Genomic DNA, 14,376 nt, shown 5'->3' on the forward strand with positions numbered 1-14,376 from the left:
TTAATATTAATATTAGGTAGATAAATTATGTTAAGAGCTTATTATGGTAAAAGTATTACTGATTTCATCCAGGAAAATGATTTAAATATTTTGGGTACATTAGCTAAAAATCATGGTTATCAAACACTAGAAAAATCGCAACAAAATGCATGGGAACGGCAAATTACCATTTTAAAGTCACAATTAGCAGAACTAACTGGTTATATTTATTTTGAATTTTCAATTCCAAGAATGGGGAAGCGTGTTGATAATATTGTAATTCTTGGAGATAAGATTTTTTTGCTAGAGTTTAAAATTGGCAGTGAACAATATGATAAGCATGCCATTGACCAAGTAATTGACTATGCGCTTGATTTACGAAATTTTCATGAAGGTAGTCATTATGCAAATTTAATTCCTATATTGATTGCAGAGAAAGCGCCAATTTTTGAAAATAATTTTCAGACCATACAAAATCTAGATCATGCAATTTTATTAAACGCGCATAATTTGCATGAGTTTTTCAAGCCTTATGATTCAAATAGTCTGATGGATGTTGCAGCTTGGGAGCAATCTTCATACAAACCAACACCTACCATTATTGAAGCGGCACAAGCACTTTATCAAAATCATGATGTTGTAGAAATTACGCGCTCAGATGCTGGAGCAAAAAATTTGTCTGATACTGCTGGTTGTATTAGCAACATTATTGAGCAAGCTAAACAAGGGAATAAAAAAGCTATTTGTTTTGTTACTGGTGTTCCAGGTGCAGGGAAGACATTGGCTGGACTCAATATTGCTAATCAGCGTTTAAAAGTAGCAGAAGATGAGCATGCTGTTTTCTTATCAGGAAATGGCCCGTTGGTACAAGTTTTACAAGAAGCTTTGGCAAGAAATAGGGCCATTAAAAATAAAATCAAAAAAGAAACTGCACTAAAAGAAACCAAAGCATTCATTCAAAATATTCATCACTTTAGAGATGAATATTTGAAAAATTCACAGGCACCAACTGAAAAAGTTGTGGTATTTGATGAGGCGCAACGTGCATGGAATCAACATCAAACCCGTAAATTTATGAGCCAGAAGCGTGGACGGCCAGATTTTAATCAGTCTGAACCAGAATTTTTGATTGAGGTAATGAATCGCCATCAAGATTGGTGTGTGATCGTTTGCTTGATTGGAGGAGGACAAGAAATCAACACGGGAGAGGCGGGTCTTATTGCCTGGATGCAAGCTTTGCAAGTTTCTTACCCTGATTGGCAGGTGCATTATTCTAATTTAATTGTCAATCAAGACAATTATTTACAAGATACTGCAATAAAAAACTGGTTATCTACGACAGGCGTTGAGCAAAACCATTTACATCTGGCTACTTCAGTGCGTTCGTTTCGGTCAGAAAAAGTTTCGGCATGGGTACACGCATTATTAGATATGGATGAGCAAGCTAAGTCACTTTGGAAAGAAATTCAAAGCAATTATCCTATTGTACTTACAAGAGATTTGCAAAAGGCTAAAGCATGGGTGAAGGCACAAGCCAAAGGAAGTGAGCGTTATGGCTTGGTGGCTTCATCTGGGGCACGCCGTCTGAAAGCATTGGGAGTACATGTCAAAAGTGAAATTAACGTAGCCAATTGGTTTTTAAATCCCAAATATGATGTGCGTTCCTCTTATTTTTTAGAAGATGTAGCGACAGAGTTTGACGTTCAAGGACTCGAACTTGATTGGGTATGTCTGGCTTGGGGAGAAAATTTTTATTATCAAGATAACCAGTGGCAATACCAATCCTTTAAAGGGTGCAAATGGCAAAATATCAACAAAGAAGACGATAAACAGTTTACCAAGAATGCTTATAGAGTTTTATTGACTAGAGCGAGGCAGGGCATGGTAATCTGGATTCCAGAAGGCAGTGAAAATGATAACACACGTCAAAAAGAATTTTATGATGGAACATATCAATATTTAAAATCTATAGGTATAAATGAATTAGTTTAACTGTAAGTAAACTGCAAAACACGCTCTATATCACCGTTATCTGCATAAGGAGCAGGAGCGTAAGAAATTCGTCTGAAAAGAACTTATGGTGTTTGTCCGATTGTCCACCAAACTTTTCAGACGGCCTACTCTCTCCAAAACATAACTACCAAAAAAACAAACCATGATTAAAACCGACAAAATCCGCAAACCGCAGCCTGCGGTGTTTTACATCATTGACTACCTTTGGAGCGGCTTTGCCGGTCTGAGTGTGGCGATGGTGGTGGTGGCGTTGTGGGCGTGGGGCAGCGCCGTGTTCGGTGAGTTTATGCTGCCTGCGCCGGTGGAGGTGTTTCAAAAGTCTTTGGATTTATTGAAACATTTTCAGGAAAACGAAATCGGGATTTCGCTGTGGCGGTCGGTGGTGGGCATTTCGGTTGCACTGGTGGCGGGATTGGCGGCGGGGCTGGTGGCAGGCAGTTTTAAGACGGCGATGGCGTTGCTCAAGCCTGTGATTACGATTTTGTTGGCGATGCCACCGATTATTTGGGTGGTGATGGCTCTGTTTTGGTTCGGTTTCGGCAATCCGAGCGTGTTGTTTACCATCATTGTGTTGGTTGCGCCGCTGACGTTTGCGAGTGCGGCGGTCGGGATGGCGAGCGTGAACAAGCAGCATGAGGAATTGTTTGACGCTTACAAATTAGGCCGTCTGAAAAAAATCCGTTATCTGTATATCCCGCATCTGACGGGCTATGTGATTTCCAGCATCGGCGTGGCGGTGGCGATGGGGGTGAAGGTGGTAATTATGGCGGAACTCTTGGGCGCGAGCGAAGGCGTGGGTGCGCGGATTGCGGACGCGAGGGCGATGTTGGAGACTTCGACAGTGATGGCTTATGTGGTGTTGGTTATCGTGTTTGTGTCGCTGTTTGAATACCTGATTACCAAGCCTTTGGAAATTTTGTTTATGCCGTGGAGGAGATGATGCTCTGTCTTGAAAACGTGCGTTTTGAAATTCTCCGCGATCCCATCGTGCGCGATTTCAGTTTGAACCTGCAACATGGCGAAGTGAAGGCTTTGTTTGGGCCGAGCGGCTGCGGCAAGACGACGGTTTTGCGGCTGATTGCGGGCTTGGAAACGCCAAAATCGGGCACGATACGCAATACTTTCCGCAAAACGGGTTTTCTGTTTCAGGAAAACCGCCTGCCGGGAAACTTGACCGCGATGCAGAATATCGCTATTTTTATGGACAAACCCGATGAAGGCGAAATCATCGCGCTGGCGGCGAAAGTCGGGCTGACTGCGGGCGATTTGAACAAATATCCGACCGAATTGTCCGGCGGCATGGCGAAACGGGTAGCATTTTTGCGCCTGCTGCTGTGCGGCTGCGACCTTGCCTTGCTGGACGAGCCGTTTGTCGGTTTGGACCGCGATTTGCGCGATATTTTGGTCGCCATACTGGTGGAAAAAATCGAGCGGCAGGGCATGGCGTGTATGCTGGTAACGCACGACCGCTTCGAAGCCGCGCGCCTGAGCCATGAAATCATGCTGCTTTCCACTAAGGGCATGAACGTACAAAACGTGATGACCCTGCCTACGCCGCTGTCCGAACGCGATTCGGCTTTTGAAGAAGCCGTGGTGGCAAGAGAGTTTCAGGGGATTCATTATTATGAGTGATAGGAATTTAAATTTCTGACAAACTTTGCGGTTCGTTGCCCTCTCACTAACCCTCTCCCACGGGGAAAGGGGATCAGGTTTCTCAAAATCAGAGAGCCGTAGAATTGGGAATCAGATGTCAGGTAAACCTGAAAATGTTCAGGCTCGACAGCCCAATTCCCTCTCCCCGTGGGAGATGGCTAGGGAGAGGGTAAGCAAGCCGCAGGCTTGCCTCTTTAGCGAAAGATACGAATCTGTTATCCGAACGCGATTCGGTTTTTGAAAAAGCCGTGGTGCCAAGGGGGCAGGGGATTCATTATGAGGTGCTTTATGTTTTCGACTGTGATTACTGCTGCTATTTTATATATTGCTACAGCAGTAGATTTGTTGGTAATACTATTAATATTTTTTGCTAGAGCAAATACTAGAAAAGAATATCGAGATATTTATATCGGACAATATTTAGGTTCTGTAATTTTAATATTAGTTAGTTTATTTCTAGCTTTTGTTTTGCATTATGTTCCGGAAAAATGGGTGTTGGGTTTATTAGGTTTAATACCGATTTACTTAGGTATTAAAGTTGCTATTTACGACGATTGTGAGGGCGAAAAAAGAGCTAAAAAAGAATTGGATGAAAAAGGGTTGTCAAAATTAGTCGGTATTGTTGCTTTGGTTACAGTTGCTAGTTGTGGTGCAGATAATATTGGACTTTTTGTTCCTTACTTTGTGACTTTAGATCTTGTCGACTTATTAGTTACTCTTCTTGTATTTTTAATATTGATTTTTGTTTTAGTATATACAGCACAAAGATTGGCTAATATTTCAGGTGTTGGTGAAATTGTAGAGAAGTTTAGTCGTTGGATAATGGCTGCTATTTATATTGGTTTAGGGTTATTTATTATTATTGAAAATAATACAATTCAAACAATAATATCAATGATATGAATGATACGGGCATTTGAGTATCTGACGAACCTTGCGGTTCGTTGCCCTCTCCCTAACCCTCTCCCACGGGGAGAGGGAATCAGGTTGCTGAAAATTAGAGGGCGCAGGATTGGGAATTAGATGGCAGGTAAACCTGAAAATGTTCGGGTTTGGCAGCTTAATCCCCTCTCCCCGTGGGAGAGGGCTAGGGAGAGGGCAAGCAAGCCGCAGGCTTGCCTCTTTGGCAAAAGATACGACCCTGTCCACCCAATAAATCCATATCCGAAAGCATCTTCATGCAGAATCAAGCCAAACCATGAATAAGTTTTTCACCCACCCCATGCGGCCGTTTTTCGTCGGTGCGGCGGTGCTTGCCATACTCGGCGCGTTGGTGTTTTTCATCAGCCCCGGTGCCGTCATTTTGCACCGCCAAATCTTCTTAGAACTCATGCTTCCTGCGGCATACGGCGGCTTCCTGACTGCAGCCATGCTCGAATGGACGGGCTATCAAGGCCGTCTGAAACCTGTCGCCACTTTGATGGCGGCATTACTGCTCGCCGCATCCGCCATACTGCCCTTTTCGCCGCAAACTGCCTCGTTTTTCGTTGCCGCCTATTGGCTGGTATTGCTGCTGTTTTGCGCCTGGCTGATTTGGCTCGACCGCAACACTGATAACTTCGCCCTCTTAATACTGCTTGCCGCGTTTACTATTTTTCAGACGGCCTACGCCGCAACTGGCGATTTGAACTTACTACGCGCGCAAGTACATCTGAACATGGCGGCGGTCATGTTTGTATCCGTCCGCGTCAGTATTCTTTTAGGCGCAGAAGCCCTGAAAGAATGCCGTCTGAAAGACCCTGTTTTTATTCCAAATATCGTTTATAAAAACATCGCTATTACTTTTTTACTGCTGCACGCCGCTGCCGAACTTTGGCTGCCTGCGCAAACCGCCGGTTTTACCGCGCTCGCTGTCGGCTTCATCCTGCTTGCCAAGCTGCGCGAACTGCACCATCACGAACTCCTGCGCAAACACTACGTCCGCACTTATTACCTGCTCCAGCTCTTTGCCGCCGCAGGCTATCTGTGGACAGGTGCGGCGAAACTGCAAAACCTGCCTGCCTCCGCCCCATTACACCTGATTACCCTCGGCGGCATGATGGGCGGCGTGATGATGGTGTGGCTGACCGCCGGATTATGGCACAGCGGCTTTACCAAACTCGACTACCCCAAACTCTGCCGCATTGCCGTTCCCCTGCTCTTTATGGCCGCCGTCTCGCGCGCTTTCTTGATGAACGTGAACCCGATATTCTTCATCACCGTCCCTGCGATTCTGACCGCCGCCGTATTCGTACTGTATCTTTTCACATTTGTACCGATATTTCGGGAAAATGCGTTTACGGATGATCCGGAATAAAACAAAAGGCCGTCTGAAAGTTTCAGACGGCCTTGGCATTTAACTAAATGCTTTATTTGTTGGCGTTCAAATAAAGATTAATCAGACGTGTAGTCGAGCTGTCGTGTTTTTGCACTTCAGTCTCGCCGTTCAATTCGGCAAGAATGGTTTTGGCCAATTGTTTGCCGAGTTCTACGCCCCATTGGTCAAAGCTGTTGATGCCCCAAATAATGCCTTGGACGAAGGTTTTGTGTTCGTACATGGCAATCAGGCTACCCATATTGCGCGGGTTGATTTTATCCATGAGGATGAGGTTGGTCGGGCGGTTGCCTGAGAAGGTTTTGTGCGGAACCAGCTCTTCGATGCGCTCTGCTTCCATGCCTTGGGCTTTGAGTTCGGCGCGGACTTCGTCTGGGGTTTTGCCGCGCATAAAGGCTTCGGCTTGGGCAAAAACGTTGGCCAACAGGATTTCGTGATGGCCTTGCAAATTGCTGCGTTTTTCAAGCGAGGCGATGAGGTCAATCGGCGTGATGTGCGTACCTTGGTGCAGCAGCTGGAAGAATGCGTGCTGGCCGTTGATACCGGTTTCGCCCCAAATAATCGGGGAAGTTTCGTAGCCGACCGGTTTGCCGTCAAGGGTCACTTGTTTGCCGTTGCTCTCCATGTCGAGCTGCTGGATGAATTTGGGCAGGCGGTGGAGATGTTGGTCGTAAGGGGCGATGACGTGGCTGCCGCCGCCGTAGTAGTTGATGTACCAGATGCCGATGAGGGCGAGGATGACGGGCATGTTGCGCTCTAGCGGCGTATTGATGAAGTGTTGGTCCATCAGGTGCGCGCCGTTGAGCATTTCGATGAAGTTCTCTTCGCCGAGATACAGCATAATCGGCAGGCCGATGGCCGACCACAGGCTGTAACGGCCGCCGACCCAGTCCCAAAATTCAAACATATTGGCGGTATCGATACCGAATTCAGCAACGGCTTTTTGGTTGGTCGATACGGCAACGAAGTGTTTGGCCACCGCGCTTTCATCGCCTGCATGATCCAAGAACCATTTACGCGCGGTCAGGGCGTTGGTCAGGGTTTCTTGGGTGGTGAAGGTTTTGGAGGCGATGATGAAGAGGGTTGTCTCGGGGTGAACTTTGGACAATACGTCGCGCAGTTGGGAGCCGTCCACGTTGGAGACGAAGTGCATGTTCAAACGCGGATGGCCGAATTGTTTGAGCGCGGTACACATCATCAGCGGACCGAGGTCGGAGCCGCCGATACCGATGTTGACGACGTCGGTGATGACTTGGTTGGTATAGCCCAACCAGCTGCCGCTGCGGACTTCGTGTGCAAATTCGCCCATGCGTTGCAGGACATGGTTGACTTTAGGCATCACATCTTCGCCGTCTACGACAATGGGGGCATTGGTGCGGTTACGCAGGGCAATGTGGAGAACGGCGCGGTTTTCTGTTGTATTAATTTTTTCGCCATGGAACATTTGTTGCATCCGCTCCGGCACGCCTGCTTCACGCGCCAGCTCGAACAACAGTGCCATGGTTTCGTCGTTGATGCGGTTTTTGGAATAATCCAGCGTCAGGCCGCCGACTTGCAGCCAGTAACGCTCGGCACGTTCGGGATCTTGCTCGAACATTTCGCGCATGTGTTGTTCTTTGGTTTCGTCAAAATGTATCCATAATTTTGACCAAGCCGGTAAATCGTGAAGGTGTTTCATCGGATGCTCTCCTGGATAGTGGACAGTTTTGTTGAGAAAACGGCCGTGAGGTCGTCTGAAACGGGAACGGGATGGTTTCCGTTTTTTGAGGTTTCAGACGGCCTGAATATGAGGCGAGGCCGTCTGAAAATGTCAGTGAAGAATCAATCTTTATCGTATTCGATGTGTTTGTTGTGTATGCTTTTTTTACTTTTTTGCAGTTGCGTGCTGGCGGTATCGCCCAAGCGTAAGGCCAAGCCGATGGCAAGAATGTCGATAACGGCCAATTGCAGAAGGCGGGACACCATAGGCGTATAAAGCTCGGCATTTTCCTGAGTGGCAATGCTCAATACGCAGTCGGCCATTTGGGCCAACGGCGAATCATTGCGGGTCAGCGCGATAACGGATGCGCCGTTTTCTTTGGCGATACTGGCCGCGTCCAGCAATTCGATAGACGAGCCGGTATTGGAAATCGCCACCAGCACATCCTGTTCGGTCAATACGGAAGCCGCCATCAGCTGGGTATGCGTATCGACATAAGCAACAGTGGACATGCCGAAGCGGAAAAATTTGTGTTGCGCGTCTTGAGCTACGATACCGGAGTTGCCGACGCCATAAAACTCAACGCGTCGCGCGTGCATCAGAATGGCAATCGCGTTTTCCAGCTCGGATTCTTTCAGGAAGCGGCGCTCGCCCAATAGGGAGGCTGCGGCATTGCCCAATACTTTTTCAACCACGCTGCCCATGTTGTCATCGGCGTTTAATTCTTCATGAACGTAAGGCATGCCTTCGTGGCCGATGCTGGCAGACAAAGCAAGTTTGAACTCAGGCAATCCTTTGTAACCCAGGCTGCGGCAGAAACGGATTACTGTCGGCTGACTGACGGACGCACGCTCGGCAATTTCCGCCACAGCGGCATGAACGAACCATTTCGGCTCGGCCAGCGCAGATTCGGCAACTTTGCGTTCTGCGCCGGAGAGGTTGGACAATGATTCGCTGATTTTGCTTAACATATACTCTACCCTTTGATTTTTTGACGTTCAGGACAAGGGTTTCTCCACCCCTGCCCTGCACCGCCGTTTGTGTGTTTAAACGTTATTTAAATGATTGTCTAATGCTGCCGCTGCGCCGACGATGCCCGGAAACTCGCTCAATACGACATACACGGGAATAGCGGCAAGATAAGCCTCAAAGCGGCCTTTATTTTCAAAGCGGCTGCGGAACGGGGACGTTTTAAAGTAATCCAACACGCGCGGGATAATGCCGCCGCACAAATACACGCCGCCGCGCGCACCCAATGACAAAGCCAAATTGGAAGCAACCGTACCCAGCATGGCGCAGAAAATATCCAAAGTCTGGCGGCAAAGCGGAGAAGTCCCACTCAATGCCTTATCGGTAATTTCAGACGGCTTCAGACGGTATTGCTTGATGTTGTCGCGTTTGGCCAATGCTTCGTAAATCAGGCTCAAACCTGCGCCGCTCAAGAAACGCTCGGCGGAAACATGGCCGTATTTGTTTTTAGCGTATTGCCAAATCAACACTTCCATATCGTCAAACGGCGGAAAGCTGGTATGGCCGCCCTCGCCTGACAAAGCCACCCAACCGGCGGCACTGTGCACCAAACCGCTGACACCCAAACCTGTACCCGGGCCGATAACGGCTTTAGGCGCAAATTCGATGGGCTTTTGCCCGCCGATTTGTACCAGGTCTTTCTTTTCGGTTTTGGTCACTGCCAAAGCTTGGGCGGTAAAGTCGTTCAACAGAATCAAGGTTTCCAAACCCAAAGCCTGACGGGTGGTCTCGATGGAAAACGCCCAGTGGTGGTTGGTCATTTGCACCCAGTCGCCCAAAATCGGATTGGCAATCGCAAAGGCGGCGTGCAAAACTTTCGGGCTGCCTGCGCGTTCCAAATAAGTTTTAGCGGCATCAACGACGGTATCGTAATCTTTGCATGGTAGAACTTCAGCCTTCTCAATCACTTGCGGGGCAGTTTCAAGCGCAAAACGGGCATTCGTACCGCCGATGTCGGCGACCAGGCGGGGATAAGCTTCAGTGTGCATAGTAGACATGGCAGTTAATTCCTTGATGATTGAGAATCAGGCTGGTCGGATATTCGGTATCGGCCCTTGCGGCAGCTTTATCAAATACTGCTTTTTTCTCTGCGCCTTGAATGGCCAAAAACACATTCGGCGTTTTGGCAATCGCACCCAAAGTCATGCTTACGCGCTCATGCGGCGCGGTAACCGGCGTGGTATGAATCAATGTCGGGTCATCGGCTTCATTGATTGCAGCCTGTACCTGTAATTGAGGCGCTTGAGGGAACAACGACGCCGTATGTCCGTCTGAACCCATGCCCAACACCAGCACGTCAGGTTGCTTGTAATGTTTCAATGCGTAAGCAACGACAACTTCAGGTTGTAATTCAGTTTCAGATTTTCCGTCTTCAATAACAGGAATCCATGTGGCAATGGTCGCGTTATTTTTGAGCAGATATTCGCGCACCAGGCCCGTATTGCTGTCGGCATGCGTGGTCGGGACAATACGCTCGTCCACCAAAGTAATGCCGATGTTTTGCCAATTTAAATCTTTTTGCGACAAAGCCTCGAAAAACGCAATCGGCGAACGACCGCCGGAAACGGCCAAAACCGCATGGCCTTTCTCATTCAATGCGGTTTGCAATGCGGCGGCAACGGCATCGGCCAAAGCTTGCGCGGCAGTTGCAGCGTTTTCTTGTTCATGCCAAACAAACATGTTTCGTCCTTTCATGGTTTCAGACGGCCTTTTGTTGGAAAACAAGGCCGTCTGAAAGAAATATTATTGCTCTTCGTGCCACTTGTTGCCGTCGCGCGCCAACAGCGCGCGCGCGGCTTCAGGACCCCAAGAATGGGCTTCATAAGCATGCGGAGGCGTTGTATTGTTCGCCCAGTTTTCTAAAATCGGCATTACATATTCCCAAGCGGCTTCGAGTTCGTCGCGGCGGTTGAACAAAGCGAGTTTGCCGTTAATCACATCCAGCAGCAGACGCTCATAAGCCTCGGCGCGACGGCCTTCTACGGCTTTGCCCAAATCCACACCCAAAGACGTTACTTCCACTTTATTGCCTGCACCCGGGGTTTTCACTTGCGTGTAAAGGCGGACGGATTCGGTCGGTTGTAGCTCAATAACCAAACGATTCGGCGCGGCTTGGCTGTTGTCGAAAATATGGTTTTGCAGCGGACGGAAGTTCAACACGATTTCCGCTACTTTGCCTGCCATGCGTTTGCCGGTACGCAGGTAGAAAGGTACGCCTTTCCAACGTTCGTTTTCGATTTCGGCTTTGATGGCGACATAAGTTTCAGTGAAACTGTCTTTCGGCACATCGACTTCTTCCAGATAGCCGTTCATGCCGTTTGACGCAACATATTGGCCGCGAATAACATTTTCATTGACGGATTCGATGGTCAGCGGTTTCAAAGCCTTGATGACTTTCACTTTTTCATCACGCACGGCATCGGCATCCAAGCTGGCGGGCGCTTCCATGGCGGTCATACAAAGCATTTGCATCAAGTGGTTTTGCACCATATCGCGCAATGCGCCGGTAATATCGTAGAACTCGCCGCGCTCTTCCACGCCCAACTGCTCGGCAATGGTCAGCTGTACGCTTTCAATGTATTTGTTGTTCCACAAAGGCTCGAACATCACATTGGCAAAACGCAGGGCCAGCAGGTTTTGCAGACTTTCTTTGCCCAAATAATGGTCGATACGGTAGATTTGTTCTTCTTTGAAATAACGGGCCACATCTGTATTGATTTGCCGGGAAGAAGCCAGGTCTGTACCCAGCGGTTTTTCCAGAACCACGCGCACGTTATCGGCATTCAAACCGATTTCGGCAAGGTTTTCACAGGCTTGCGCAAAGAATTTCGGTGCAGTTGAGAGGTAGATCACGACATTTTCAGTATTCTTGCGCGCTTTTACCAAGTCGCCCAAAGCAATAAAGTCGTCTTTCTTTGTCACATCGACTTTCAAATACTCGAGACGTTGGATAAACGATGCCCACGCTTCTTCTGAGAAGTTTTGTTTGACATGGATTTTAGAATTCGTTTCCACTTTGGCCAAAAAGCCGGCGGTATCCAATTCGCTGCGGCTTACGCCCAAAATACGACCTTCGGGATGAAGCAAACCGGCTACATGCGCCTGATACAGGCAAGGCAAAAGTTTACGCATTGCCAAATCGCCGGTCGCGCCAAACAACACCAAATCAAAATTTGTCTGTGTACTCATTGTTTCATCTCTCGTTGAGGAAGCTTGCTTCAAAACTTTTGGACTGTCGTCATCCATAAAAATCGATTAGAATCAAAAGCCTTTAAGCAATAAGCAGTAAAAAACCAATCGCCTGCACCAAAATTTCAAACAAGCGGGCTAATGAGTAGCAATACTACACATGGCTACACATTTTGTCCATTCTCATTTTTACAAATTGTTTGATTTAACATAAAAGTTTGATGACTTTTGCAGCCCATCGTTTTACGAATTGACCATACCTCGATTTAAATCAAATTTCTTACATTTAGCAAATTATTTTGTAACAAAATTACAGATTTTGTACTATAATATGCGGACGCTTCGAAGAGAAATCTTCAAATATTCAGACGGCCCTTATTATTTGTTCCCACAGCTCAAGGCCGTCTGAAACATACCCAATACAAAAATCAGAAACGCGCAAACAAAATCCCTATCATATCGTTTAGCCAGGAGACCGCACATGAACCCCACTCCTATTCACCCGAAACTCGCCGAAATTACCGAGCGCATCATCGAGCGCAGCCGCCCGACGCGTGAAAAATATCTGGCGAAAATCCGCAGCGCCAAACAGATGGGACGCTTAGAGCGCAACCAGCTCGGCTGCAGCAACTTGGCACACGGCTACGCCTCCATGCCTAAGAGCATCAAAATCGAAATGCTTCAGGAAACCGTCCCTAACTTAGGCATCATCACCGCCTATAACGACATGGTTTCCGCACACCAGCCGTTTAAAGACTTCCCTGACCAAATCAAAGACGAAGCACAGAAAAACGGTGCGACCGCCCAAGTTGCCGGCGGCACGCCCGCCATGTGCGACGGCATCACGCAAGGCTACGCCGGCATGGAATTGTCGCTGTTTTCCCGCGACGTGATTGCCATGAGTACCGCCATCGGTCTGTCGCACCAAATGTTTGACGGCGGCCTGTTTATGGGCGTATGCGACAAAATCGTTCCCGGCTTAATGATCGGTGCATTGTCCTTCGGCCATATCCCAGGCATCTTCGTCCCTGCAGGCCCGATGTCCAGCGGTATCGGCAATAAGGAAAAAGCCCGTACCCGCCAACTTTTTGCCGAAGGCAAAGTCGGCCGCGATGCCCTGCTTGAAAGCGAAATGGGCTCTTACCACAGCCCGGGTACTTGTACCTTCTACGGCACCGCCAACTCCAACCAAATGATGATGGAAATGATGGGCGTACACCTGCCTGCCGCCGCCTTCGTCCACCCTTACACCGACCTGCGCGAAGCCCTGACCCGCTACGCTGCCGGACACCTCGCGCGCGGCATTAAAAACGGTACCATCAAACCATTGGGCGAAATGTTGACCGAAAAATCCTTCATCAACGCCCTGATCGGCCTGATGGCGACCGGCGGCTCGACCAACCACACCATGCACCTCGTCGCCATGGCGCGTGCCGCAGGCGTGATCTTGAACTGGGACGACTTTGACGAAATTTCCTCCATCATCCCGCTGCTCATCCGCGTGTACCCCAACGGCAAAGCCGACGTGAACCACTTTACCGCTGCTGGCGGCCTGCCTTTCGTTATCCGCGAATTGCTGGACGCAGGCCTGTTGCACGACGATGTCGATACCGTCGTCGGACACGGCATGCGCCACTACACCAAAGAGCCTTTCCTCATCGACGGCAAACTCGAATGGCGCGAAGCCCCCGAAACCAGCGGCAACGACGACATCCTGCGCAAAGCCGACAACCCGTTCTCCCCGGACGGCGGCCTGCGCCTGATGAAAGGCAACATCGGTCGCGGCGTGATTAAAGTATCTGCCGTGCGCGAAGGCTGCCGCATCATCGAAGCGCCCGCCATCGTGTTCAACGACCAACGCGAAGTTTTGGCTGCATTTGAACGCGGCGAGTTGGAACGCGATTTTGTGTGTGTTGTCCGCTACCAAGGCCCGCGCGCCAACGGTATGCCCGAATTGCACAAATTGACTCCGCCTTTGGGCATCCTGCAAGACCGCGGCTTCAAAGTGGCGCTGCTGACCGACGGCCGCATGTCCGGCGCATCCGGCAAAGTGCCTGCGTCCATCCACATGACGCCCGAAGCCCTGATGGGTGGTAACATCGCCAAAATCCGTACCGGCGACCTGATCCGCTTCGACTCCGTTACCGGCGAACTCAACGTCCTGATTGACGAAGCCGAATGGAACGCGCGCGAAGTCGAACACATCGACTTGAGCGCGAACCAACAAGGCTGCGGCCGCGAACTCTTCGCCAACTTCCGCAGCATGACCAGCAGCGCAGAAACCGGTGCCATGAGCTTCGGCGGCGAATTTGCCTGATGTCCGTTTCAGACGGCCTTTTAAAACAGAAGGTCGTCTGAAAAATTATTGAAGCTGTTTAAACGGATCAGACGCAGCGTGGGCTTTGCCCGCGAATAAGCAACTTCTCCCCCATTTTTCAAAAAGGCCGTCTGAAAACTTAGCCCCTTCCCGTTTGACCTCAACAAAAATGCCCCTATCCCA

General features: G+C 49.0%; 11 protein-coding genes. 6 read left to right on the plus strand and 5 right to left on the minus strand.

Features of this window, described 5'->3' with window-relative positions; translation table 11 throughout:
* Positions 1 to 27: 27 nt before the first annotated feature.
* The 5 genes from HMPREF2551_RS08875 to HMPREF2551_RS08895 all read left to right on the plus strand — a co-directional run bounded on the left by HMPREF2551_RS08875 (position 28) and on the right by HMPREF2551_RS08895 (position 5,941).
* Positions 28 to 1,971: a DUF2075 domain-containing protein gene (locus HMPREF2551_RS08875; protein ID WP_070838529.1), complete on the plus strand. Its 1,944-nt coding sequence runs from the start codon at positions 28 to 30 to the stop codon at positions 1,969 to 1,971.
* A 163-nt stretch (positions 1,972 to 2,134) separates the two neighbouring features.
* Entirely contained in the window at positions 2,135 to 2,932 is a 798-nt protein-coding gene (locus tag HMPREF2551_RS08880) for an ABC transporter permease (protein WP_049230919.1), read from the plus strand.
* Complete coding sequence (locus HMPREF2551_RS08885; RefSeq protein WP_210400289.1) at positions 2,932 to 3,624, plus strand: ATP-binding cassette domain-containing protein; 693 nt, start codon at positions 2,932 to 2,934, stop codon at positions 3,622 to 3,624. Before HMPREF2551_RS08880 ends, HMPREF2551_RS08885 begins: the two co-directional genes overlap by 1 nt.
* Positions 3,625 to 3,933: 309 nt before the next feature.
* Complete coding sequence (locus HMPREF2551_RS08890) at positions 3,934 to 4,548, plus strand: CadD family cadmium resistance transporter (protein WP_070838690.1); 615 nt, start codon at positions 3,934 to 3,936, stop codon at positions 4,546 to 4,548.
* Between the two features lie 295 nt (positions 4,549 to 4,843).
* On the plus strand, positions 4,844 to 5,941 hold the full coding sequence (locus tag HMPREF2551_RS08895; protein WP_070838534.1) for an NnrS family protein: 1,098 nt from the start codon (positions 4,844 to 4,846) through the stop codon (positions 5,939 to 5,941).
* Positions 5,942 to 5,993: 52 nt separating this feature from the next.
* Here the strand turns inward: HMPREF2551_RS08895 and pgi are convergent, their stop codons facing one another.
* The 5 genes from pgi to zwf all read right to left on the minus strand — a co-directional run bounded on the left by pgi (position 5,994) and on the right by zwf (position 11,876).
* Positions 5,994 to 7,637, minus strand: a complete 1,644-nt coding sequence (gene pgi / locus HMPREF2551_RS08900) for a glucose-6-phosphate isomerase (protein ID WP_070838536.1) — start codon at positions 7,635 to 7,637, stop codon at positions 5,994 to 5,996.
* 143 nt (positions 7,638 to 7,780) lie between these two features.
* Positions 7,781 to 8,629, minus strand: a complete 849-nt coding sequence (gene hexR, locus HMPREF2551_RS08905; RefSeq protein ID WP_003745745.1) for a DNA-binding transcriptional regulator HexR — start codon at positions 8,627 to 8,629, stop codon at positions 7,781 to 7,783.
* A 75-nt stretch (positions 8,630 to 8,704) separates the two neighbouring features.
* The gene (locus tag HMPREF2551_RS08910; RefSeq protein WP_003745741.1) at positions 8,705 to 9,685 is read right to left on the minus strand and encodes a glucokinase; all 981 of its coding nucleotides are present in this window, start codon (positions 9,683 to 9,685) and stop codon (positions 8,705 to 8,707) included.
* Complete coding sequence (gene pgl / locus HMPREF2551_RS08915) at positions 9,666 to 10,367, minus strand: 6-phosphogluconolactonase (RefSeq protein WP_070838538.1); 702 nt, start codon at positions 10,365 to 10,367, stop codon at positions 9,666 to 9,668. The genes HMPREF2551_RS08910 and pgl overlap by 20 nt, the downstream gene beginning before the upstream one ends.
* A gap of 63 nt (positions 10,368 to 10,430) precedes the next feature.
* Entirely contained in the window at positions 10,431 to 11,876 is a 1,446-nt protein-coding gene (gene zwf / locus HMPREF2551_RS08920) for a glucose-6-phosphate dehydrogenase (protein ID WP_070838540.1), read from the minus strand.
* Between the two features lie 481 nt (positions 11,877 to 12,357).
* On the opposite strand from zwf, the gene edd reads away from it, so the two are divergent.
* Complete coding sequence (gene edd, locus HMPREF2551_RS08925) at positions 12,358 to 14,193, plus strand: phosphogluconate dehydratase (RefSeq protein ID WP_003745735.1); 1,836 nt, start codon at positions 12,358 to 12,360, stop codon at positions 14,191 to 14,193.
* Positions 14,194 to 14,376: the final 183 nt, after the last annotated feature.

The sequence above is a fragment of the Neisseria sp. HMSC066H01 genome (assembly GCF_001837375.1).
GTDB lineage: Bacteria > Pseudomonadota > Gammaproteobacteria > Burkholderiales > Neisseriaceae > Neisseria.

Excerpts from the sequence above, each read along its gene's own strand:
- pgl (WP_070838538.1), bottom strand. The coding sequence starts at position 10,367 with ATGTTTGTTTGGCATGAACAAGAAAACGCTGCAACTGCCGCGCAAGCT.
- HMPREF2551_RS08910 (WP_003745741.1), bottom strand. The coding sequence starts at position 9,685 with ATGTCTACTATGCACACTGAAGCTTATCCCCGCCTGGTCGCCGACATC.
- HMPREF2551_RS08890 (WP_070838690.1), top strand. The coding sequence starts at position 3,934 with ATGTTTTCGACTGTGATTACTGCTGCTATTTTATATATTGCTACAGCA.
- zwf (WP_070838540.1), bottom strand. The coding sequence starts at position 11,876 with ATGAGTACACAGACAAATTTTGATTTGGTGTTGTTTGGCGCGACCGGC.
- pgi (WP_070838536.1), bottom strand. The coding sequence starts at position 7,637 with ATGAAACACCTTCACGATTTACCGGCTTGGTCAAAATTATGGATACAT.
- HMPREF2551_RS08895 (WP_070838534.1), top strand. The coding sequence starts at position 4,844 with ATGAATAAGTTTTTCACCCACCCCATGCGGCCGTTTTTCGTCGGTGCG.
- HMPREF2551_RS08875 (WP_070838529.1), top strand. The coding sequence starts at position 28 with ATGTTAAGAGCTTATTATGGTAAAAGTATTACTGATTTCATCCAGGAA.
- HMPREF2551_RS08880 (WP_049230919.1), top strand. The coding sequence starts at position 2,135 with ATGATTAAAACCGACAAAATCCGCAAACCGCAGCCTGCGGTGTTTTAC.
- HMPREF2551_RS08885 (WP_210400289.1), top strand. The coding sequence starts at position 2,932 with ATGCTCTGTCTTGAAAACGTGCGTTTTGAAATTCTCCGCGATCCCATC.
- edd (WP_003745735.1), top strand. The coding sequence starts at position 12,358 with ATGAACCCCACTCCTATTCACCCGAAACTCGCCGAAATTACCGAGCGC.
- hexR (WP_003745745.1), bottom strand. The coding sequence starts at position 8,629 with ATGTTAAGCAAAATCAGCGAATCATTGTCCAACCTCTCCGGCGCAGAA.